The 20,654-nt window shown below is 72.1% G+C and carries 29 protein-coding genes; 10 read left to right on the forward strand and 19 right to left on the reverse strand.

Annotated elements, in window-relative coordinates; genetic code table 11:
• Window positions 1-10 precede the first annotated feature (10 nt).
• The 4 genes from ACOOHE_RS11730 to ACOOHE_RS11745 form a co-directional block, all read right to left on the reverse strand.
• Complete coding sequence (locus ACOOHE_RS11730; RefSeq protein WP_420454269.1) at window positions 11-1,204, reverse strand: DUF3618 domain-containing protein; 1,194 nt, start codon at window positions 1,202-1,204, stop codon at window positions 11-13.
• On the reverse strand, window positions 1,201-1,674 hold the full coding sequence (locus ACOOHE_RS11735) for a phage holin family protein (protein WP_420454270.1): 474 nt from the start codon (window positions 1,672-1,674) through the stop codon (window positions 1,201-1,203). Before ACOOHE_RS11735 ends, ACOOHE_RS11730 begins: the two co-directional genes overlap by 4 nt.
• A 4-nt stretch (window positions 1,675-1,678) precedes the next feature.
• Window positions 1,679-2,428 (reverse strand): hypothetical protein, encoded by a 750-nt coding sequence (locus ACOOHE_RS11740; RefSeq protein WP_420454271.1) that lies wholly within the window; start codon window positions 2,426-2,428, stop codon window positions 1,679-1,681.
• Window positions 2,429-2,518: 90 nt separating this feature from the next.
• Window positions 2,519-3,652 (reverse strand): esterase-like activity of phytase family protein, encoded by a 1,134-nt coding sequence (locus ACOOHE_RS11745; RefSeq protein ID WP_420457623.1) that lies wholly within the window; start codon window positions 3,650-3,652, stop codon window positions 2,519-2,521.
• A 102-nt stretch (window positions 3,653-3,754) separates the two neighbouring features.
• On the opposite strand from ACOOHE_RS11745, the gene ACOOHE_RS11750 reads away from it, so the two are divergent.
• Entirely contained in the window at window positions 3,755-5,731 is a 1,977-nt protein-coding gene (locus tag ACOOHE_RS11750) for an AMP-binding protein (protein WP_420454272.1), read from the forward strand.
• A gap of 206 nt (window positions 5,732-5,937) precedes the next feature.
• Window positions 5,938-6,747 carry a lamin tail domain-containing protein gene (locus ACOOHE_RS11755; protein WP_420454273.1) on the forward strand — a complete coding sequence of 270 codons (810 nt, stop codon included), beginning with the start codon at window positions 5,938-5,940 and terminating at the stop codon, window positions 6,745-6,747.
• 68 nt (window positions 6,748-6,815) lie between these two features.
• On the opposite strand, the gene ACOOHE_RS11760 is transcribed toward ACOOHE_RS11755, so the two are convergent.
• Entirely contained in the window at window positions 6,816-7,334 is a 519-nt protein-coding gene (locus ACOOHE_RS11760) for a hypothetical protein (RefSeq protein ID WP_420454274.1), read from the reverse strand.
• Window positions 7,335-7,536: 202 nt separating this feature from the next.
• Here ACOOHE_RS11760 and ACOOHE_RS11765 point away from each other — a divergent pair, with 202 nt between their 5' ends.
• From ACOOHE_RS11765 to ACOOHE_RS11800, 8 genes are all read left to right on the forward strand, one after another.
• On the forward strand, window positions 7,537-7,971 hold the full coding sequence (locus ACOOHE_RS11765; protein ID WP_420454275.1) for an OsmC family protein: 435 nt from the start codon (window positions 7,537-7,539) through the stop codon (window positions 7,969-7,971).
• Window positions 7,968-8,699, forward strand: a complete 732-nt coding sequence (locus ACOOHE_RS11770) for an acyl-[acyl-carrier-protein] thioesterase (protein WP_420454276.1) — start codon at window positions 7,968-7,970, stop codon at window positions 8,697-8,699. Before ACOOHE_RS11765 ends, ACOOHE_RS11770 begins: the two co-directional genes overlap by 4 nt.
• Entirely contained in the window at window positions 8,696-9,079 is a 384-nt protein-coding gene (locus tag ACOOHE_RS11775) for a rhodanese-like domain-containing protein (RefSeq protein WP_420454277.1), read from the forward strand. The genes ACOOHE_RS11770 and ACOOHE_RS11775 overlap by 4 nt, the downstream gene beginning before the upstream one ends.
• 191 nt (window positions 9,080-9,270) lie before the next feature.
• The gene (locus ACOOHE_RS11780) at window positions 9,271-9,921 is read left to right on the forward strand and encodes a Tn3 family transposase (protein ID WP_420454278.1); all 651 of its coding nucleotides are present in this window, start codon (window positions 9,271-9,273) and stop codon (window positions 9,919-9,921) included.
• Window positions 9,922-10,069: 148 nt separating this feature from the next.
• The gene (locus ACOOHE_RS11785) at window positions 10,070-10,396 is read left to right on the forward strand and encodes a hypothetical protein (RefSeq protein WP_420454279.1); all 327 of its coding nucleotides are present in this window, start codon (window positions 10,070-10,072) and stop codon (window positions 10,394-10,396) included.
• Between the two features lie 74 nt (window positions 10,397-10,470).
• Window positions 10,471-10,683, forward strand: a complete 213-nt coding sequence (locus tag ACOOHE_RS11790; RefSeq protein WP_420454280.1) for a hypothetical protein — start codon at window positions 10,471-10,473, stop codon at window positions 10,681-10,683.
• Entirely contained in the window at window positions 10,632-11,045 is a 414-nt protein-coding gene (locus ACOOHE_RS11795) for a hypothetical protein (RefSeq protein WP_420454281.1), read from the forward strand. Before ACOOHE_RS11790 ends, ACOOHE_RS11795 begins: the two co-directional genes overlap by 52 nt.
• A gap of 288 nt (window positions 11,046-11,333) precedes the next feature.
• Entirely contained in the window at window positions 11,334-11,714 is a 381-nt protein-coding gene (locus ACOOHE_RS11800) for a hypothetical protein (protein ID WP_420454282.1), read from the forward strand.
• Between the two features lie 154 nt (window positions 11,715-11,868).
• Here ACOOHE_RS11800 and ACOOHE_RS11805 read toward each other — a convergent pair whose 3' ends face one another.
• From ACOOHE_RS11805 to ACOOHE_RS11870, 14 genes are all read right to left on the reverse strand, one after another.
• Window positions 11,869-12,564, reverse strand: coding sequence for a hypothetical protein (locus ACOOHE_RS11805; protein ID WP_420454283.1), 696 nt, complete (start codon window positions 12,562-12,564; stop codon window positions 11,869-11,871).
• Between the two features lie 29 nt (window positions 12,565-12,593).
• Window positions 12,594-13,040: a hypothetical protein gene (locus tag ACOOHE_RS11810; RefSeq protein WP_420454284.1), complete on the reverse strand. Its 447-nt coding sequence runs from the start codon at window positions 13,038-13,040 to the stop codon at window positions 12,594-12,596.
• 37 nt (window positions 13,041-13,077) lie between these two features.
• The gene (locus tag ACOOHE_RS11815) at window positions 13,078-13,443 is read right to left on the reverse strand and encodes a DUF7674 family protein (RefSeq protein ID WP_420454285.1); all 366 of its coding nucleotides are present in this window, start codon (window positions 13,441-13,443) and stop codon (window positions 13,078-13,080) included.
• A 53-nt stretch (window positions 13,444-13,496) separates the two neighbouring features.
• Window positions 13,497-13,925: a hypothetical protein gene (locus ACOOHE_RS11820; RefSeq protein ID WP_420454286.1), complete on the reverse strand. Its 429-nt coding sequence runs from the start codon at window positions 13,923-13,925 to the stop codon at window positions 13,497-13,499.
• A gap of 20 nt (window positions 13,926-13,945) precedes the next feature.
• On the reverse strand, window positions 13,946-15,670 hold the full coding sequence (locus tag ACOOHE_RS11825; protein ID WP_420454287.1) for a TPM domain-containing protein: 1,725 nt from the start codon (window positions 15,668-15,670) through the stop codon (window positions 13,946-13,948).
• Window positions 15,671-15,674: 4 nt separating this feature from the next.
• On the reverse strand, window positions 15,675-16,460 hold the full coding sequence (locus tag ACOOHE_RS11830) for a DUF3667 domain-containing protein (protein ID WP_420454288.1): 786 nt from the start codon (window positions 16,458-16,460) through the stop codon (window positions 15,675-15,677).
• Window positions 16,461-16,589: 129 nt separating this feature from the next.
• On the reverse strand, window positions 16,590-17,048 hold the full coding sequence (locus ACOOHE_RS11835; RefSeq protein ID WP_420454289.1) for a DUF3592 domain-containing protein: 459 nt from the start codon (window positions 17,046-17,048) through the stop codon (window positions 16,590-16,592).
• Window positions 17,045-17,497, reverse strand: a complete 453-nt coding sequence (locus ACOOHE_RS11840) for a hypothetical protein (protein ID WP_420454290.1) — start codon at window positions 17,495-17,497, stop codon at window positions 17,045-17,047. The genes ACOOHE_RS11835 and ACOOHE_RS11840 overlap by 4 nt, the downstream gene beginning before the upstream one ends.
• A 213-nt stretch (window positions 17,498-17,710) precedes the next feature.
• Window positions 17,711-18,058 carry a hypothetical protein gene (locus ACOOHE_RS11845; protein WP_420454291.1) on the reverse strand — a complete coding sequence of 116 codons (348 nt, stop codon included), beginning with the start codon at window positions 18,056-18,058 and terminating at the stop codon, window positions 17,711-17,713.
• 37 nt (window positions 18,059-18,095) lie between these two features.
• Window positions 18,096-18,452 carry a hypothetical protein gene (locus tag ACOOHE_RS11850; RefSeq protein WP_420454292.1) on the reverse strand — a complete coding sequence of 119 codons (357 nt, stop codon included), beginning with the start codon at window positions 18,450-18,452 and terminating at the stop codon, window positions 18,096-18,098.
• 87 nt (window positions 18,453-18,539) lie between these two features.
• Entirely contained in the window at window positions 18,540-18,968 is a 429-nt protein-coding gene (locus tag ACOOHE_RS11855) for a hypothetical protein (protein WP_420454293.1), read from the reverse strand.
• 74 nt (window positions 18,969-19,042) lie between these two features.
• Complete coding sequence (locus ACOOHE_RS11860; protein WP_420454294.1) at window positions 19,043-19,249, reverse strand: hypothetical protein; 207 nt, start codon at window positions 19,247-19,249, stop codon at window positions 19,043-19,045.
• Window positions 19,250-19,287: 38 nt separating this feature from the next.
• Entirely contained in the window at window positions 19,288-19,920 is a 633-nt protein-coding gene (locus ACOOHE_RS11865; protein ID WP_420454295.1) for an OmpA family protein, read from the reverse strand.
• Complete coding sequence (locus tag ACOOHE_RS11870; protein ID WP_420454296.1) at window positions 19,917-20,459, reverse strand: hypothetical protein; 543 nt, start codon at window positions 20,457-20,459, stop codon at window positions 19,917-19,919. Before ACOOHE_RS11870 ends, ACOOHE_RS11865 begins: the two co-directional genes overlap by 4 nt.
• Window positions 20,460-20,654 lie beyond the last annotated feature (195 nt).

Raw genomic sequence — 20,654 nt, forward strand, 5'->3', positions numbered from 1 at the left:
GAGCCGTCGTCTACACGCCGGAGGCGGGGTCGTCGGTCAGGTCGACGGTCGTCGTCGGGGTGCCGAGCGGGCCTGCAGGCGGAGCCGTCGTGCCGGCGCCCGGCCGGTCGGGCGTCGTCGAGAGGTCGACGGACGTCCCCGTGTCGAAGCTCGTCGGGGACGCGCCGGCCGCCGTCGAGCCGCCGGACGACGAGCCCGTCCCGGGCGTAGCCTTTTTGAGGTCGTCCTTGGCCGAGTCGGCGACGGTGTCGACGCGGTCCTCGGCCTTGTCTCCGACCTCCTTCGCCTTGGCCTCGGCCTCCTTGCCGACCGACTTGGCCTTGTCCGCGGCCTGGTCGGCGACGTCCTGGGCCGCGCTCGTCACGCGTTCGGTCGCGGTGCTCGCGGCCGACGACAGGCGCTGGCGCGCGGCCTGGGCCTGCTCGCCCATCAGCCGGTCCTCGGCGTCCGTCTCGGGGACCGACAGGCCGACGAGCGCCCCAGCCGCGAGCGCCACCGCGCCGACGGCCAGCGGGTTCTGCTGCATCTGGCGGTCGAGCCACGACTCGGCCCGGCGCTCGAACCGTTGGAGCTGGTGGCCGGCCCCGCGGGCGTGGTCGCCGGCCGCGCCCGTCGCGCCGCCGAGGGCGTCGGTCGCGCGGTCGGCCACGTTCGACGCCTTGTCGCCGAGGTCGGACGCCGTGTCCTTGACCGCGTCGACGGCGTCGGAGGCCGCGTCCTTGGCCTTGTCCAGGATCGACTCGTCGTCGCCAGACCCGTACGTCCGCACGGGGGCCGAGCGGCCGGCGTACGAGTCGCCGTAGTCGTAGCCCCGGCCATAGCGGGCCCGCGGGGCGTAGTACGGGTCGCCGGTCTCGCGGTACCGCTCGTGCCGGTACCGGTCGCTCTCGGTCTCGCCGACCTTCGACAGGAACCACGCGACCGACAGGCCGACGGCCATCGCCGGGATCGGGTTGTCCTTGATGGTGTCGAGCACGGAGCTGCTCTTGACCTGGTCGAGCATCGACGCGCCGGCGTCGCGGGCCGTCGACGTGAACATCTCCTTGGCCTCGTCCACCAGGTGCGACGGGTCGAGCTTCGAGCCGATCGCGCTGATCGTCTCGTCCAGCTCGGCCCGCGTCTCGCGGATGTCGTCGGCAATAGCCTGGGGGTCGTCCGACGTCTGCGTCGTGTCGATGGGGGGGGTGGCCGGGCGGCCGGTCACCGGGTCTCTGCCTTGATCCATTGTTTGTCCTCTTGTAGGGTTTGTACGGTCGTGTCGAGCGGGGGGGAGAGGGCCTTGAGTTGGTCGAGGCCCTTCTTGAGAAGGACGTAGCCGATGAGGGCCACGACGACGCCGGCGATCGTGATGCCGAGCCATTCGGCGCCGTCGAGGAGCTCGCCCAGGCCCCAGCCCAGGCCGATCACGAGCGCGATCAGCCCGGTGTATGCCACGGCGCCGCCGGCGACGGCCGCGCCGATGCCCTTTCCGGCCTCGTGGATCTCCTGGCGGGCCTCGGCCTTGGCCAGCCGGACCTCCTGCTTGACCAGCGTCGTGGTCTCGGTCGAGAGCTCGGACAGGAGGTCGCCGAGGGACCGGTCGTCGGCCGCGGGCGGGCGGGCCGCGCCGCCCTCGACGATGGCGACCGTTCCGGGCTCGACCGTGGGTTTGGGGGGGGTGCGGGAGTCGGCCATCGGGCTAGCGGGTCGAGGGGTCGGTATCGGAAGACGTCCCCGTGGAGGACGTGCCCGTCGACGGACTCGTCGACGACGTACTGCCCGTCATCGGACCGGTGCTGCCGGAACGGCCGGCCCCGGTCTGGCCGAACGCGGTGCGGGTCATCGGCGAGGTGGCCGTCCCGTAGCCGCCCGTCCCGTACCGCCGGCTCTCGCCGAGCGACGAGCGGGACGAGCCCGAGCCGTCCGAGCCGTTCGTCCCAGTTGAGTCGCGGTCGGCCTTGAGGAACCGGGCGCCGAAGATGCCGAGGAGGAACGCGCCCCCGATGAACAGGCCGGGCTCGCGGCGGGCGAACCGCTCGGCCTCGTCCAGGATCTCGCCCACGCTCCGGTCGCGGATGGTGGACGTGAACTGCTCGATCTGGTCGGCGGCCTGGTCGGCGTAGCGGGCGAAGGCGTCGTGGTCGTGCTCGCGGAGCGAGTCGCCCGTGTCGTGGAGGACGTCGGCGACGTCGGAGAGCGCGCCGGCCGCCTTCTCCTTGTTCGAGGAGGCGACCTCCTCGGCCTTGTCCGTGGCCTGGTCGGCGAGCGACTTGGCCTTGTCGACGGCCGTGTCGGCCACGTCTTTCGCGGCGTCCTTCGCGGAGCCGGCCACGTCCTTCGCGGCGTTCTTGGCCTCGTCGGCCGTCTTGGACGCCTCGCGTGCGGCCTGGTCAGTGGTGGACTCGGTAGACGGCGCGCCTGCCGGTCCCGAGGGGGAGGGGGAATCCATTGGAGGAGGTTGGAGAGAAGGGCCCATTCCACCGGTCGCCGTCCCGGCGCGTTCCGGGAACAACCCCCCAACCCGCCGTAGGGGATCCCCCTACCGCCCGACGCCGGGCAGCGGCTCCGCCAGCCGGAACCGGACGAGCACCGTCCGCTGACCCGTCGCCTCGAACACGCCGTCGCCGAGCGGCGACGCGAGCCCGTAGTCGTTGTCGTTGACGACGGCGAGTGTCCGGGCGTCGAGGACGGCCAGCCCCTCGGGCTTCTCCAAGCCACCGGGCCACCCGGCCGCGGCGAGGTCGAGGACGAGCGCCTTGGTCGCCAGCCGCGTGCCGGCGAGGTCGGCCTCGGGCGTCGCGTCGTCCGGCACGCGGTCGGCGTCGCGCGTGTCCAAGAGGTAGACCTGGCCGGACCACGGGCCGCCCAGCGCCAGCGGCCCGTGCTCGATGACGAGCAGGCGCCCCTCGTCCAGCGTCGCCACGTCGCCGACCTTGCGGAGCGGGCCGTCGAGCTCGTAGGCGACGGTCCAGGCCTCGCCCGAGGCCGGGTCGAGCACGACGAGCCGGGCCACCCGGGTGCCGCCGTCGCCGATGAGCAACGGACTCTGGAGCGCGGCCACCACCCGCCCCGACGGCCACACGTCGACGCCCTCAAACCCCCGGTTCGCTTCGCGCTCGAGCACGACCGCCGGCAGCGGACGGTCCGCCGCGCCGGTCGGCCGGGGCGTGTAGCGCGCTTGGACGCCCCCGTCCGCATCGATGCGCCACAGCGACGGCCGGTACTCGTCGGCCACCCAATAGCCGTCGCCGACCGCCGCGACGCCCTCGGCGTCGATGCCCCACGGGTCGGGCCGACCTCCGTCCCGTCCGGCCCGAACGCCGACTCGACGACGGCGCCGCTCTGGTCGGGCACCGGCAGGCCGCTGGCCGCGCCCCCCGATGGCGTGACGAACCCCACGCGCTCGGCCAAGCGGACGCCCTCCGCCGTGACCGCCAGCCGCAGGAGCGCGGGGCGGTAGCCGGGCAGCGGGAACCGCTTGGCCGGTCGCCCGGCCGCGTTGACCGCGTCGGCGTTGGGGCCCCGGTCGGTCACGGCGACGAGCCCGCCGGCCGGGTCGACGTCGAGCCCCGACACACCGCCCTCGACGAACGCGACGCCGTCGACGGTCCCCAGCGGGGCCGGGTCGAGGAACGGGACGACCTCGGGCGGGCCGACGGGGACGGGGCGGCAGCCCGCCAGGGCCACCAGGAGGAGAAGCGCGCGCATCCGCCCCCTACGTCCGGCCGAGGCCGCCGGTCCCCCGGGCTACCTTCCGGCACGTTTCGCTTTCGTGATGTCTGACCCGTTCCCCTTCGGCCAATCCGCCGCCTGGACCCCCACGCCCGAGCACGCCGCCGAGACCCACCTCGCGCGGTTCTGGACCCACCTCGGCCTCGACGGCTACGCCGCGCTCGAGCGGTGGGCGCTCGACGACGTCGGCCGGTTTTGGGACGCCGTGATGGAGGACCTGGGGATCGAGTTCGCCGAGCCGTACACCCAGATCTTGGACGACGCCGCGGGCATCGAGCGCCCGCGGTGGTGCGTCGGTGGGCGGATGAACATCGTCCACAACGGCCTGGACCGGTGGGCCGGGACGGCGACGTGGGCCCGCGACGCCATCCGCTACGAGAGCGAGGAGGGCGACACCCAGACGCTGACCTACGCCGAGCTCCACGCCCAGGTCGAGGCGTGCGCGGCCGGGCTCCGCGCCCACGGGATCGGCGCAGGCGACGCCGTCGGGCTCTACCTCCCGATGACGCCCGAGATCGTCGTCGCCTTCCTGGCCGTCGCCCGGATCGGCGGGGTCGTGCTGCCGCTGTTCTCCGGCTACGGCGCCGAGGCCGTCGCGACCCGGCTGGCCGACGGCGGCGCCCGCGCCCTCGTCGTCGCCGACGGGGCCCCGCGCCGGGGCCGCGCCGTCCCCATGAAGGCGACCGCCGACGCCGCGCTGGCGGACGTGCCGTCGGTGACGCACGTGTTCGTCGTCGCCCGCGTGGGCGACGAGTTGATCGGGGCCGACCCGGGCCCCCGCGACGTCCCGTGGGACCGGCTGATGGCCGCCGGCCAGGACGCGGGGGTCTCGGGCGCCTGCGCCGACACGGCCGCCGAGGACCCGGTCCTGCTCATCTACACCTCCGGCACGACGGGCACGCCCAAGGGCGCCGTCCACACGCACTGCGGCTTCCCCATCAAGGCGGCCCAGGACCTCCACCACCCGATGGACGTCGGCCAGGGCGACGTGGTGTGGTGGATGAGCGACATGGGCTGGATGATGGGCCCGTGGCTCGTGTTCGGCACGCTCCTCAACGGGGCCACGATGGTGCTCTTTGACGGGGCCCCGGACTACCCCGCGCCGGACCGGACGTGGGCGATCTGCGAGCGGCACGGCGTCACGCTGTTGGGCCTGAGCCCGACGCTCGTCCGCGCACTGATGCCGCACGGAGCCACGCCCGTCCACGCCCACGACCTGAGTGCCTTGCGTGCCGTCGGCTCGACGGGGAGCCCGTGGGACCCGGAGAGCTGGCGGTGGCTGTTCGAGACCGTCCTCGGTGGCGAGAAGCCGATCCTCAACTACTCGGGCGGGACCGAGATCTCGGGCGGCATCGTGTGCGGCAATCACGTCCAGCCGCTCAAGCCGACCGGGTTCTCCGGGCCCGTCGTCGGGATGGACGCGGACGTGGTGGACGAGGGCGGCCGGCCGGTGCGCGGGGCCGTCGGCGAGCTCGCCATCCGCCAGCCGTGGATCGGGATGACGCGCGGGTTCTGGGGCGACGACGGCGACGCCCGCTACCACGCCACCTACTGGGACCGATTCCCCGGCCTGTGGGTCCACGGCGACTTCGCGGCGGTCGACGCCGACGGCCAGTGGTTCCTGCTCGGCCGCAGCGACGACACGATCAAGGTGGCCGGCAAGCGGCTCGGCCCGGCCGAGGTCGAGGCCGCGCTCAACGCCGCGCCCGAGGTGCTCGAGAGCGCCGCCATCGGCGTGCCCGACGACGTCAAGGGCCAGGCCGTTGTCGCGTTCGCGGTTCTGGCGGCGGGCGTCGAGGAGTCCGAGGCGCTCCGAGACGCCCTCGTCAGTCGGGTGACGGAGGCGCTCGGCAAGGCGCTCCGACCGAAGGCCGTCCTGTTCACCGGCGCCTTGCCGAAGACACGCAACGCGAAGGTCATGCGCCGGGTGATCCGGGCCGCTCACCTGGGCGGAGACCTCGGAAACGTGACCGCGCTCGAAGACGAGGCGGCCGTCGAGGCGATCCGTCGAGCGCGGTAGGGGCAGGACGAGCGCATTCTCGGCTCGGAGGCGAGTTCGGAGGATGGGGGTGTGGGCGTGTGGGAGTGGACGTCCCCCCACACCCCGGGCCACACTCTGGTTCTGGCTCGCGGACTGGAGAACGCGCTCGCCCTGACGGTAGGGGTTTCTACCCAAGAGCCAGGGGCGAAACATGGCTAGGTTTTGGGCCCACCACCCTTCGCCTCATGCCCCTCGCTACGCTCCTCTCCCTCGCCCTCTTCTCGGGCGCGGCCACGCCCCCTCCCCCGGCGCCCGACCCGACCGTCCTCGTCGTCAACGAGATCCTGGCCTCGAACGACACGACCGTCGCCGACGAGGCCGGCGAGTTCGACGACTGGGTCGAGGTCTACAACGGCTCGTCGGAGGCCGTCTCCCTCGCCGGCGTCTTCTTCACCGACGACCTCACCGAGCCCGACAAGTTCGCCCTGCCCGACACCACGATCGCGGCCGGCGGCTACCTCCTGATCTGGGCCGACGACGACGAGGACCAGGGCCCGCTCCACGCCTCGTTCAAGCTGAGCGCCGACGGCGAGGACGCCGCCCTGTACGTCGCCGACGGGGCCGGCGGGTTCACCCTCATCGACGGCGTCACGTTCGGCGCCCAGGAGACCGACGTGTCGTACGGCCGCGCGATGGACGGCGCCGACGAGTTCGTCTTTTTCCAGACGCCGACCCCGAGCGCGGAGAACCGGATGGGGACCGACGCCGAGGCCGGCCCCGGCTACGGCCTCGCGATCACGGCCGCGTTCCCTAACCCGCTCCGGGACCGCCTGACCGTCTCGGTCCGCACGGCGGCGGCGGCCGTCGTCTCGATGGACCTCGTGGACGCGCTCGGCCGTCGCGTGGCGTCGCTCGCCCCGCGCGCGGTCGGCGCGGGGGCGCACCGGCTGGAGTGGACCGGCGCGCTGGCCGCCGGGACGTACCTCGCCGTCGTCCGGTCCGAGTCCGCGAGCGGCGTCGCGGTCCGGTCGCAGCGGGTGACCATCGCGCGGTAGCCACCAGAACGGACGAGGGGCGGAGGCCGAAGCCCCCGCCCCTCGACAGGCGGTCCGTCGCGAGCGGACTAGCTCGAGTAGACGTTGTTGGCGCCGTACTGGTTGTACCGGTCGCGGACGTAGTCGCGGTCGTCGTCGCGCGGGTGGACGCCGAGCATCATGCCGCCGTTCTTGACGTCGCGCTCGTAGGTCTTGGCGTGGTCCTCGGGGATGCCCGCGCCGATGAGCGCGCCGACCAAGCTGCCCGCCGCGCCGCCGGCGCCAGCGCCAGCGAGCGCGCCCGCGAGCGGGCCGGCCACGGCGCCGATGCCCGGCACGATGACGGCGCCGCCGATCCCGGCGATCGCCCCGATGATGCCGCCGAGCGAGCCGCCGGTCGCGGCACCCGCGCCGGCGCCTTCCATCGCCTTCGAGCCTTCCTCGATCTCGGCGTCGCCGTCGGCGTAGTACCGCTTCCGGGTGTCGTCCGACATGACGACGTGGAAGTCTTCGTCGGTGTAGCCGCGCTTGCGGAAGTCGGAGACGGCGCGGTCGAAGGAGTCTTGGTCCCGGAAGGTTCCGGTGACGATAGGTCTGTCGTTGTCCATAGGGATGGGGAGATGGGTTCAGAGGGGATCGCAGGAGGAATGACCCCGTCGGGAGACGGAGTCCCTGCAAGGGGTGATAAGCGCCGGGGGCCGCGTGTGTTCCAGATCCACGCGACATGGAGCCTTCCCCGCTGCCCCGAGCGGTCTCGGCACGAACCCCGCCCCTCCCTCCGCATTCAACGCGCCCTCTCCCCTTCTGCCCATGCCCATCCGCACCGCCTCCGCCCACTGGTCCGGCGCCCTCGCCGACGGCTCCGGCGCCATCTCCACCGAGACCGGCACGCTGTCCGAGACCCCATACTCGTTCAACTCCCGCTTCAAAGGCGAGGGCGCCGGCACCAACCCCGAGGAGCTGCTCGGCGCCGCCCACGCCGCGTGTTACACAATGCAGCTTTCCCACATGCTGGCCGAGGCCGGCCACCCGCCGACGCGCGCCGAGACGACCGCCACCGTCCACCTCGAGCAGGTCGAGGGCGGCTTCGAGATCCCGAAAATCGACCTCGCCCTCGACGCCGACGTGCCGGGCATCGACGAGCGCGAGTTCCAGCGGATCGCCAAGGAGGCGTCCGAGACCTGCCCGCTCTCGAAGGTCTTGGAGGCCGCCGAGATCACGCTCGACGCCACGCTCGCCTCGTGAGCGACGTCCCGCTCGTCTGGACCGAGCCGTTCGCGATCCGGGCCACCGAGGTGGGCCCCGACGAGACGGCCTCGGCCCTGACGATCTGCGACCTGCTCCAGGAGGCGGCCGGCGAGCACGCCCGGGCCAGCGGCCGCGAGGGGTTCCCGCTCGCCGGCGGCGGCTGGGCGACCTGGGTGATGTCGCGGCTCCGGCTCCGCGTCGGCCGCCGGCCCGCGATGCGCGAGCGGGTCGCCGTCGAGACGTGGCCGTCGGCGCTCGACGGGCTCCGCGCCACGCGCGACTTCCGCGTGACCGGCGCCGATAGCGAGGCGCTGGCCGTGGCCACCAGCCTGTGGTTCCTCATCGACGTCGCCCGGCGACGGCCGGTCCGCCTGCCCCCGGCGATGGACGGGTTCGAGGCGACCGACAAGCCCCGGGCCCTGACGCTGGGCGACCCGCCCGAACCGCCGGCCACAGTCGAGCACGCTCGGACGTTCGCCGTCCGCCGGTCGGACCTCGACCGGGTCGGCCACGCCAACAACGCGCGGTTTGTCGAGTGGGCCATCGAGGCGCTGCCCGAGGACGCCGGCCTGCGCGAGGTCGACGTGCTGTACCGGTCCGAGGCCGTCGTCGGGGACGACGTCGTAAGCGACGTGGGACCGCTGGAGAACGGCTCGCGCGCGCACCGGCTTTTGCGAGCTTCGGACGGCCGCCTCCTCGCCCTCGCCCGCACCACCTGGACATGACCCGGACCACCCTCTTCGTCGTCGCCGTCGCCGCCATCGCCCTGGTCGTCGCCTACCGGATGCTGACCGGCGGCGCGACCGAGCCGACGTCCGACGTCGTGGCCGCCATCGAGCGCGGCGCGAGTGTCGTCGACGTCCGGACGCCCGGCGAGTTCGCGGGCGGCCACGTGGCCGGTGCGCTCCACGCCAACGTGTTCGACGGCGACTTCGAGCAACGAGTGGACCGCCTCGACCGGAGCGAGCCGGTCTACCTGTACTGCGCCTCCGGGGCCCGGAGCGGCCGGGCGGCGGCCGTGCTGGAGGGGATGGGCTTCGAGCGGGTCGTCAACGCGGGCGGGTTCGACGACCTGGCCGCGGCTGGCGCGCCCGTCGAGCGGTAGCGGACAGGGCCGGCGTGGCCCCTCGTCCTGCGGGTCGGGCCCCGGAGGCGGAAGGCTCGGAGGCGTCCGGGACCTCGCGCACAGGGGCCGGCGCCCCCCACTCGAACGGAGTTGGGTGCCCGCCTCCGCCCGGCCTGCGTCGTCGTCCACAGGAGCGGTCCGGCCAGGGCCAACACCCCCGAGTCCTCGATGTGGCCGCGAAGCTCGCCCGGCTCCGCGAGCGGGGCGTGGACCGATGGGACCTCTCGGCGCTCCCGGCCAACCGGCTCAAGATGCTCGCCCGTCTCGACCGTCGGTACACCAACCAAGCCCTCCAGCCGACGGTCCGCGACGCGACGTACGTGCTCGACGAGATCCTCGACAACGAGACCGACCTCACGGTCTTGGAGCACACGACGGACCACGCGGGCTACACCGACCTCGTGTTCGGGCTCTTCGACCCTCTCGGGATGCGGTTCTCGCCCCGGCTCCAGGACCTCGGCGACCCCCGGATCTACCAGGCCGCGGGCGGTCTCACGAACGACTTCGAGCGGAGGGCTTGCTCCGGGGCCGGGTCGACCTCAACCGGATCGCGGCGGGGTGGGACGCGCACCTCCCGACGATGGTCTCGTTCTGGTCGTCGGTCGTGTTCCAGACGGGCGCGTACCGGGGGCGGCCGTTCGCGCCGCACGCCCGGATGCCGGGGCTCGGGCGCAAGCGCTCCGCGCGGTGGCACCGAGCGGTTCCGCAAAACCGTCGAGGCGCGCTACGCCGGGGAGCGGGCGACGCGGATGGTGGAGCGCGCCGAGCAGATCGCGGGCGTCTTCCAGGTCAAGCTCGGCCTGTGGGAGACGCTGTCATAGACCCATCCGCCTCGGTACGCTCGCGGACCGATCGGGCCGACGGAGAGAAGGTGCCGAGGAAGTCGATGCAACCTCTCTCCGTTGCGTCCGCCGTGGCCCACGATGCGTCCTTACCCTGACGCCTCCCGCTCGTAGGCCCACCATCCCCATGCGTACGCTGTTCCTCCTCGCCGCGCTGGCGCTCGCCGCCTGCGGCGGCTCCGAGGCCCCACCCACCGACGTCCAGAGCCCGGACGGCCTCGTCGAGAGCCCTGCGGCCGCACCGCCAGTCCCGGGGGCCGACGACGTCCCCGAGTGCCCCGACGACGACCAGGTCGGGAGCGGCGTCTGCCCCCAGACCGGCGTCGCGTACGCCCTCTGCGGCGCGGGCGCGGACACCTACGCCCAGTTCCCCGACGGCCAGACGGTCGAGTGCGACGGACCCGGCTGCGTAGACCAGCAGCAGGCCATCGAGAGCGCCTGCGCGGCCCCGTAGCGCTCGGAGACCGTGCCGACCCTACGTGAGCGAAGACCGTCGGTGCATCCACCCGGCACGCTTTCAGCCTGACCATGGCCCTCCAAGACTCGTTCGAGCACCTCGAGACGTGGCTGGCCGAGCACGCGCCAGTGCTGCTCGAGAACCTGAACCCGCCCGCGTCGGACGCCGACATCGAGGCAGCCGAGGCGGAGCTCGGCGTCACGTTCCCCGCGTCGGTACGTTCCCCGCGTCGGTGCGCGAGGCGTACCGGCTCCACGACGGGGAGCGCGACGACGGGAAGCTGATCTTCGGGCCGTACCGCTGGGTACCGCTCGGGGAGATCGCGAAGCACCGGCACTCGATGCTCGAGGTCGAGCGCAAGTTCGGAGGCAATTACAGGGTCTGGTACGGGCTCGGTGACTACGACCCGGACCTGATGATCCCGGTCCTGGAATGCGGCGAGAACTACGGGTACGTGGAGTCGGTCGCGTCGAGGGAGCAGGACGGCCCGCTCATCGAATGGTCGTCCGACTCGGGGCGAAAGGGCGTAGAGGCCGAGAGCTTCGCCGCCTACGTCTCGGCGTACGTGGGGAAGGTGCTGTCGGACCAGTGCGTCTTCGTGCCCGAACCGGGCTACGTCGTGCTCATCCCCAAAGACGAGTACTAGCTCCGCGTCACAGAGTCTTTGACGGATTCGCTTCGATCTGTTGCGTGTTTCGTGTTGCGTATCCGATCCTCAGGACATGCAATACGCAACACGGGCACCAACCCGTCAGAACTGCTGTGACGCGGCACTAGGTCGGCACCGAGCGACGCCATCGGCCGAACCCGATGTACCCCGCCTCAACGGCTCGCCCGGCGACCTCAACACCGTCCGGCGGGTGGACTCCGGCGAGGGTGGAGCGGCCACCCAGCGCCGGACGTTCGCGTGGGGCTCTCTCACCCCGCCCTGACCATGCCAACGTGCCACGTCTACTTCCAGCGCGGGAGCGCCGACCTCGATTCCGCCGCGCAGGCTCTGCTCGACGCTGGCCTCCGAGTCGTCCGGGAGGACACCGGGGTACAGGCGACCCGAGCGGGGGCGCCCGTCTTCCGCATACGCCTCGCCCTCGGCCGTCCCGCATCCGAGGCGGCAGACGCCGCGACAGACGCCGCGCTCGCGGAGCAGATCCGCGCGTGCGACGCCCGGTTCGACGTCGAGTTCGCCGACCTCGACGAGGCCCTCGACGAGATCAACACGCTGATGGAGGTTCAGGTCGCGCTCCAAGATCTGACCGGGGGCTACCTCTTCCTGCCGTGGAATGGGTCGGTAGCGGGGCCGGAGCACGGCGGGTGACCCGCGGCGCTGTCCGCGGTCGGCGGGCGGGCCCACACGAGCGGTCCGAGCCGGAGGGCTCGCGCCCGGCGCTCTACCCGTTTGCGCCCCGGCTCGCCAGCCCGGATCGCGTTGAAGGAGAGCCAGGTCGCCAAGCTCAGGAGGTCTGGGCGCCTCACCACGTCCGCCAGTCGTCCAGATGATCGTCCAGAGGGCCGCACCCCGCGAGGTCCGCGAGGCGGCAGAGGTCGTCGCAGAGGTCGTCGCGCTCGATGGTGAAGATGAACGGCCCGGCGGCGTCGAGGCGGTTGAGGTCGGCGACGGCGGCCCGGAACAGACCGAGCGCGCGCGCTGGCAGAGCCTCCGGGCCGAGCGCGACGAGGCCACCGATCAGCCGGTCGAAGACGGCGCGCGTGGCCGCGAGCGCCGTCGAGGGCACGTGACCCTCCCACGACGGGAACCGCTGGCGGGCTCGCTCGCGGATGAGTCCGTCCACGTCGATCATCGCTGGGTCGTGGCTCGGAGCGAGTCGAGCGGACGGAACGACACCGACGAAGCGGAGCGGCGCGCGCTCGTTCCGGATCAGCGACGGGTCGTACTCGAAGCCATAGAAGACGAGCGCCGCGCTCGCACGCCGGACGCCGACGGCCCGCGCAGCCTCGGTGGCGGCGTCCACGAATCCGCGCCAGCCGGAGAACCCCGTCAGGAGCGTGCGCACGTCCCGCTCGTCTCCGGCGTCGTACTCGGGTCCGGCGGGCGGGTCGATCTCGAACCCGAAATCGCGGGCGAACCCGTCGCCCAGGTAGTCGTCGAGGGCGGCCTCGTCGGAGAAGTCTCCAAGCCAGATCGAGACGCGGCGCGCGGCGCGCATGTCGTGGTGTGTCCCCGTTGGAGTCTGCCTCACTCTACAAACTGGAAAACCACTCTCATAGCGGCTACGGTAGCCACGAAAGCGACGATGCTGGTGAACCACCCGAGCCGACGCGAGCGAACCCACCCGCTAGCTCCGAGGCTCACGAAGAGGGCGAGGATGCCAAGCTGGAACACAAACGACATGATGGCGTGGAGCAAAAGTGGAACGTCTGGGGCCGCACTGCCTATCGAAAAATCCCCTGCGATCCAGACGGTGGAGAGCATCCAAGAGGGCGCTGAGAATGAAGCAGGCAGCCGATAGAACGGCAGCACTAGAACGGCAGCACCGGCGGCTACTGATGCGGCCGTGCCAGCCTGCTCCTCCGAAGCCGCCAGCAGGGCACCGGCTGACGCGAACGCGAACGCGCCGAGGACCGCTGCGATGGAGCCGAGCTGGCTGAACATCTCGTCGAGAGCGGCGGGTTCGACTTCCACCGTGGGATGGGGTTGAGGGGCGCTACACCGGAAGGGTCTACAGATTGCGCCACGCGATGACCATCTGGTCGAACGCATCGGTGAGGCGTGGAGGCATCAGAGCCCGCGCGGCCCGGTCCTCTTCGAAGCCCCACGCGAACTCCTCGACGTACGACACGTGGAGCGCGTTGATCAGAGCGAGGTCCCCGGCGTCGTCGAACCCTCCTTCGACGAACGCGAAGTGCCGGCGGACGGTGTCGAGATCGCCGGCGCGGAAGGCTTCCAGGGAGCGTTTCGCAAACCTTGTCATTTCGACGTGGAGCAGTCCGAAGCCGTCCGATTGGTCCAGGTCGTCTCGTAGCTCTGGAAAGTGATCCAGAAGCGCTCGGATGAATGGGTGACGCGGGCGGTCAGGAGGTGCCATAGCCAGAGCGAGAAGCGATCTGTACGTGGGGAGGCGGACTCGTCAAGGACGGCTCACGGGTCCTGCTGGTAGCGCGCTCGGCCCATTTCGAGGACGAGCGTGTACGACGCCTCCGGCGTCAGGACGGGGCCGCCCTGGTCCGGGCCGAGGATCGTCACGCGCGGGAGCCGCTCCCTCGCCGTCGTCGTCGCGTTGACCATCCCCCAGCCGTGGTACGCGGCCGGGATGGCCTGATAGCCGGTCGTGGCCCCCGCTGCGACATCCTCATAGAGCACCGTGCGGTGCTCGCGCCCGCCGACGCCGAGCCACAGCTTGGCGAGGTCGGCGCCGGTCCGGTTCTCGACGCGCACCTGGACGGTCGGCCCGCTGTACGGGGCCTGGCACCCGGCGAGAGCGCACCACGCGAGAGCACACAGGAGGAGGTAGAGCCAGAGCCGGTCATCGGTTCGAGGAGCGTGGGGCTTCGACGTCGGCACGGGCATCGGTCCTCCGTTCACGTGGGCTACTCCGCGAGGGTGTAGCTGATCAGGTCGAGGTGCTGGGTGTCGTCGCGGTTGGCCGAGAGCCCGCCCTCGCGGACGACGAACGTGTACGCCTTGCCCGCCTGAAGCGGCCCGCCGGGCATGATCGCCTCGACCTCGGGATCGAAGTACATCACCGTCTCGAACCCGCCCTCGGTCTCGACGTGGACGGCCCGGCGGCCCTCCAGCTTGACGTCGTTGACGAACGGGTCGCGCCCGCCCGGCGCCGGGTCGAGCGCGACGACACGGCCCGAGACGTTGGCGAGCGCGCGCCACGTCGGGTTGTCCGGGCCACCGCCGAGGCGGGCCTCCCGGGCCGAGGCGGCAGCGTCGAACAGCCCCTGGAAGCTCTGGTAGCGGATCTCCCACCCCCAGTCGTCGGTGTCGCGGCGGACGTGGTCGGCGGCCCCGAACAGGTTGTCGGTCCAGGTCCCGCACCCCGAGCCACGCTGGCAGTTCGGCCACCCGACCGAGATCCAGCGCTCGAGCTGCTCCGTCTTCTGCTCGGCGTCGACCTCGAGCGCGACGCCCGGCCCCAGCACGGCCGCGGCCTGCCCGGCCTCGGGCGCCACCACGAGCACGGCGCCGCTGCCGACGTCGAGCTGGCCGACGCGGAGCTGGCGGAGCATGGCCCACCCGAAGTCCTCGGCCGACATCCCCTGCAAGTCGCGCGTGACGACGGTCACGATCTCTACGCCCGTCGCCTGGGCGTGCTGGCGCATGGCCGCCTCGTGCGACTGGCGGATGGCGGGGTCGAGCAGCCCGTACTCGTCGTAGACGAACTGCAAGCCCTTCGACGGGATGGAGCCGGAGGCCGGGAGCATGTCGGCGCGGCCCGCTGGTCGAGCGGGCGCGTTCGGCGTCGTGCGAGGCGACGGCTGCGAGGCGGGCGGCGCGGACGGGCGCGACGCCGAGGGCGACGGGCGAGAGGTCGCGGGACGGCTCGCGGTGTCGCGGGACGCCGCGTTGGGCGAGGCGCCGGCCGACGGGCGTGGAGCGGGCGCGTCCGGGCGTGACGCGGTCCGGGGCGCCGAGCGGGAGGTCGCGCCCGAGGCGGGCTGGCCCGAGGCGCAGTCGCCGCCGGCCTGGGCGCACGCCTGGTTCCAGCCCTCGGCGATGGCCGCCAGCCGGTCGGCGCGGTCGGGGTGCGTGGGGCTCCTGCCCTCGGGCGCGAGCGCCTGCATGGCCGCCTGCGCGTCGCTGAGCCCAGCGCCCATCTGGTAGAGCACGAACCCGCTGAACTTGTCGGACTCGAGCTCCATCGGCGGCTGGCTCCCGCCGCGCTGGATGGTGTGCCCGGCGAGGTGGTGCCCGATCTCGTGGGCCATCACGCTCACCGGCCCCCAGTCGTTGCCGCCGGTCTCGTCGCGGACGAGCCGGATAAAGTCGGGGTTGAATCCGATGAGCCGGCGCGGCTGCTGGCTCTCGTCGACCGCGATCACGGCCGCCGCGTTGGGCACGTCGGCCTCCATCACCTCGAAGTTCTGGGGCAGGCCCACGAACGTCATGATCTCGGCGACCATGTCACGGCACGCCTGCGGGGCCTCGCCGCCCTCCTCGAACGCGACGCCCTCGCCGTCGTACGAGCACGCGCGCAGCGTGCCGGCGATCTGGGCCGCTGCGATGGCATCGCCGCCGGAGTCCCCGCCGTCGCCGCAGCCGGTGACCAAGAGAATGGCGAGGGTGAGTCCGGTGAGGTGCCGCATGAGGCTAGAGGGCGAAGTGGACGATGAGACGGGCATACCCGTATTGGAGAATGGACTTGGCGACGTAGAACGCGCCGACCGCGAGGGCGAGCCGGCCGACCTCCCAAACCCGCACGCCGTCGCGATCGCGGACGCGGACCCGGAAGAACTGGACGAACGCGACCGTGACGATGGCGACCTCCACAACATCCATGTAGAGGCCGGAGGCCGCCCGGTGCCGCACGACCCAACTCGCGTCGAGGACCAGCAGCGGCAGGAGGTTGACGACGTTGGCCGCCAGGATCAGGAACTGGGCGTAGGCCGCCAGCACCACGTGCTCGAGCGCGTTGTAGCCCAGCCGCTGGCGGTAGACCAAGAGCGAGGCGCCCAGCACGGCGAAGAAGCCCAGCGTGAAGGACCCCCGGCCCCACGCCTCCACGACGCGCATCTGCTCGGTGAGCTCCCCCTGCCCGGCCGTCAGGTACTCCGTCCGGCCCAAAACCCAAATCAGGAGCCCGACCGCGAACAGGACCAGCTTGAACGGGTGGACGTGGGGCTTGCGGACGCCCAGCACGTACTCGCGCGCCACCAAACCGGGCCGGAGCGCCATTCGCGCCGCCGACCGGGCGACGGTCGGGTCCAGCCACTGGTGAACCCACCAGAACCGCTGGAACACGTCGTCGAACGAGAATCGCTCGGCGCGCTTCTGCCCGCACGCGGCGCAGAACGGGCCGCCCAAGGCCGCGCCGCAGTTCTGACAGGTGGCTGCGTCGAAGACGTCGGGGCCGAGGGCGGTGTCCGAGGCTGCCACCAGGCGGCCTGGGGGATCGTGGCGGGGCGGTGGGCCTGGGACCGCGGACGCCGTAGGCGCAGGCTCCGACGAATGGAGAGTCGTCATCGGGCTCTGCATCTCACGAGAGGTGTTCCGGTGAGCGCGACGTCACAGCACGACGATGGCGACGAGGCAGGCCACGGTCATGAGCGCCCCCGTGAGCAGGAAGATGAGGGCGGCACCGTACGTCTCGACGAACGTGTCGAGGAGCGCGCGGTGGGGAGCCTCCGGGTCGTAGATCACGCCGACCTCGCGGCCGACCCACCGCCCCGCCCACGGCACACCCAGCCGGCCCCGGACGCGGATCGTCTGGCCGTCGCGCGTCGTGAACTCGACGACGCCGTACCGCGAGGACGCATGAGCCCCCAGCGCCGACGGCTCGGTCGCGGCTCCGACGTAGCGCCCCCGCGCCCGCTCTCCGATACGGAGCAGCCGCATGTCGCGCCTCCGCAGCCACAGCCCAGCCGCCACCAGCGCGAGCCCGAACGCGACGCCCACGTAGGCGGGCACCATCGTGCCGACCTCGACGCCGTCGTCCGCCAGCGCGGCCACGAGAAGTGCACTCACGGGAGCGCTCGGAGCGAGTCCGTCGGGTAGCCCGCGTGGAACAGGGCGCGAGGCGCAGGTCCGCCCCGAAAGAGGGCGTTCGCCTCGGCGTAGTACGTCACGCTCGTCCGCCCGAACGCCGCCGCGTTCTCCAGACTCCCGGCGAGAAGCTGCGCGAGCGCGAGAGGGGCGAGTGCCGACGGAGCCCCGGTGGGCGACCCGCCCTGCGCGCGGTCTGGGAGCTCTGCAAACGGCCGGTTGAGCAGGCGAAGCTCGACGACGTCGCCGTCGTACAGCTTGTGCGTGACGAGAGACCATTCCGAGCCCCGCAGCGCCGGGTGCTCGTCGGCGACGGCCTCGAACGCGCGCTCGAACGCGCGGCGGTCCAACAGTCGTGGGGCCTCGGCCTGAGGCTTGAGCGAGGTGTTGCACCCGACGAGCACGAGGGCGGTAGCGGTCAGCGCTCGCATATGGAGGTCACGCGGGGGGCGATACGGTGGATGAAAGGTATGCGGAAAGAATCTCAACGCCGACGTCCCGAGTCGTCGGCACCGGCACCGATGGGCTGACGAGTCCGCGTTGAGATCCTTCGCTGGCGCTCAGGAGGACACGTCGATGTAGAATGCGCTCGCCCTGGCCTCCCGATGCGAGCGAGCCGGGGCCGGACACGCGACCGACCGGGCCTACAACGCCTCGACGCAGTACACGTCCCCGTCGCCGAACGGGTTGGTCCACGGCTGGTCTCCGCACTCGGAGCCCTCCTGGACGACGCGCGTGACCCGGCTCCGGGCCTGGGCCGCGTCGCAGGCGACGACGACGAACTCGGACTCGACCAGGACGTCGACATCGTACGTCGTGCACGCGCCGACCTCGACGCGCCCGCTCGTGTCCGTCGCCTCGGTCGCGTCCGAGAAGTCAGCGGGCGGGGACGTGTCGGTCGGCGGGCTGGCGGTGCTCTCGGCCGAGGGGGAGTCAGAGGCGCCGCAGGCGGCGAGCGCGAGGGCGGCGGTCAGGAAGAGAAGGCGTCGCATAATGAGGGGATGGGGGAGGTTGGCTCCGGCGGATGCCTCAGCCGATGGTGAACGCGGCGAACACGGCGGCGGCGAACAGCACGTGCGGCCAGACGCGCAGGGGGGCGAAAAAGAACGTGTCGCTCCGGCTCTCCACCGACACACGCTCGCCCGCGGCTGGGTCCGCCCGCACGCGCGGCAGTCGGCGGTCGTACCGGCGCGCGAGCACGGCGACCGCCAGCCCGGCCACCACGAAGGCGAGCGCGACTGGCCACCCGTGCTCCTGGAAGTACGTGTCGTCGCCGACGGCGTGCTCGGTCGCGACCTCGGAGGCGAGCAGGCACGCGAACGTCACCAGCGGGACGACGTACCCGCGGCCCGTCCAGATGAGCAGCGGGACAGCGCGGGCTTTCAAGGGTGGTTGGGTGTGCTGACGCGAAAAGGTGGGGACCCCTCGGGGGGTACAGCGTGGCTCCGTTGCGAGCGTGTACCGGGCGTCGTCTCACGGCACCACCCGCAGACGCGCTCGGAGCACTACGTCCACGTCGCCGTACCCGAGCCTCACGTACTCCGGGAGCAGCCGCCCCGAGATCTCCGCCTCGATCACGTCTCTGGCGAGGGCTCCAAACGCGATCCGAGTCGTGTCGAACGGGACGTGGGCATGAACGATGTAGACGGACCCGTCGGCGTAGCCGGGCTCCGGGTTCGTCGGGAGCGTGAGCGTCTGGTTTGCCAGCGCGGCGGGCTCGTCGGCTTGCGCCTGGATGGTGTCGATGACCACCTTCGTCCGGAGCTCGTGACGGTCCTCCTTGAAGGCGGGAGTCGCCAGCTCGAACGGAGCGAACGGGACGGTGATCGAGAACTCGCCTTGGGCTCCCGAAAGGGTGCCCTCGCGCGGTCGGAGGAGGTGGACGGGGAAGGGCTCAGGCATCGGGTTTGGGGCTGTGCGGCTCACCCCCAGCCAGGTCGACTCCGTCCGGGTTGGCCTCCGATCCGTCTGGGGCGTCACGGTTGGAGACCGCCCGCGACTCGCCCCACCCAGCTCAGGAGGTACAGGAGCACCCCGAGCCCCCACGCCCACCACGCGCGGAACGTCGCGCGCGCCTTGGCGCGGTCTCGGGTGACGGCCCACCGGACGCCGGCGATCACGAGGACGACGAGCGCCACGAACACGACGGCTCCGAGTACGCGGCCGAGGGAGAGAGCAGACATGGGAAACCGAGGCGGGGGACGTGGTCAGGACGTTCCCGTCACCCGCCCGACGGGTCGACGACGTCGGGCGCGGCCTCGGAGTCGGTCACCTCGCGGGCGTCGACGATCACCTCGACGCGGCGGTTCTGCTGGCGGCCCTCCGGGTTGTCCGAGCCGTCGGCGGATTCATTCTCCGCGACCGGCTGGCTCTCGCCCAGGCCGCGCGTCGTCATCCGCCCACGGTCCACGCCGAACGCGCTCGCTAGCTCGTCGGCGACGGCCGAGGCGCGGCGCTCGGAGAGGTCGCGGTTGTAGGCCGGCGTCCCCTTGTTGTCGGTGTGACCCTCAATCGTGACGGGGGCGTCGGCGTGGTGGTCGAGGACGGTCGCGACGTCTTCGAGCGTCGCGCGCGCGTCGGGCCGGATGTCGGCTTCGTCGAAGTCGAAGAGGACGCTCTCGGGCAGCGTGATCCGGATCTGGCCGTCATCGGTCCGTGTGGCGCCGAGGTCCGAGATCACCTGCGCGATCCGTTCCCCCTCGGACTCGTCGAGCGAGCTCGACGTGACGGTCGAGGGGCCGAGCGCGCCGGTGCCCTCGGGCGACGGCCCGGCTTCGGGCTCGGGGGCCTCCGCGCCGCCGCACCCGGCGGCGACGCACGCGGCGAGCGCGAGGGCCAAGAGCCGGCCGGTCACTCGGACGCCCCGCTGAGCGGGATCTCGATCCGGTACTCAGGCCGCTCCGTGTACTCGGCGCCCGAGCCGAAGTCCGGGTTCGTGAGCAGCGTGACCGACGTGGCCTCCGGGTTCATCCGGCCGGCGAAGTTGAACGAGCCCTGGAGCTGCTCGCCGGCGGCCACCTCGACCTCGTCGTTGCCGCCCGGCGGGACCAGGAGGTACTCGTTGCCCAGGTTGTCGACGAGCTTCATGTCGTCGCTCGTGTTGAGCTTGATCGCGTCGTCGTGCCCGTTGACGACCGTCGCGTCGACGGTCGTCTGCGTGTCGTCGAACCGGACTGCGGAGATGATGATCTGGGACCCGTTGTCGTGGTTCTCCTGAATCGAGAGCCCGGTGAGGTCAGACGGGAGCGAGCCGCCGGAGAAGCTGTCGGAGTCCTCGACGGCCGAGCTGACGTCGCTGGCCTCGACGTCGGGGTCGACCTCCTGGGGTTCGACGTCGGCTTGGCAGGCGGCGAGCGCGAGCGCGCCGGTGAGGAAGAGGCTGAGGGTCTTCATTGAGGGGGTGATTGGGATGAGGACGCCGGGTCTGGTTCACAGCAGCCGCGGTCGCCTGGTCGGCCCCCGAGCGTACGCGGCTGTTTTTCCAGAGTCCATCCTAACAGGGACTTTGGGCGCTGCTTTTCGACACAACGGTCGTCTGCGTCGACGAACCGGACGGCGCGAGCGACGAGCCGGGAGCCATCAGGGCGA

Source organism: Rubrivirga sp. (assembly GCF_965213695.1).
Lineage (GTDB): Bacteria > Bacteroidota > Rhodothermia > Rhodothermales > Rubricoccaceae > Rubrivirga.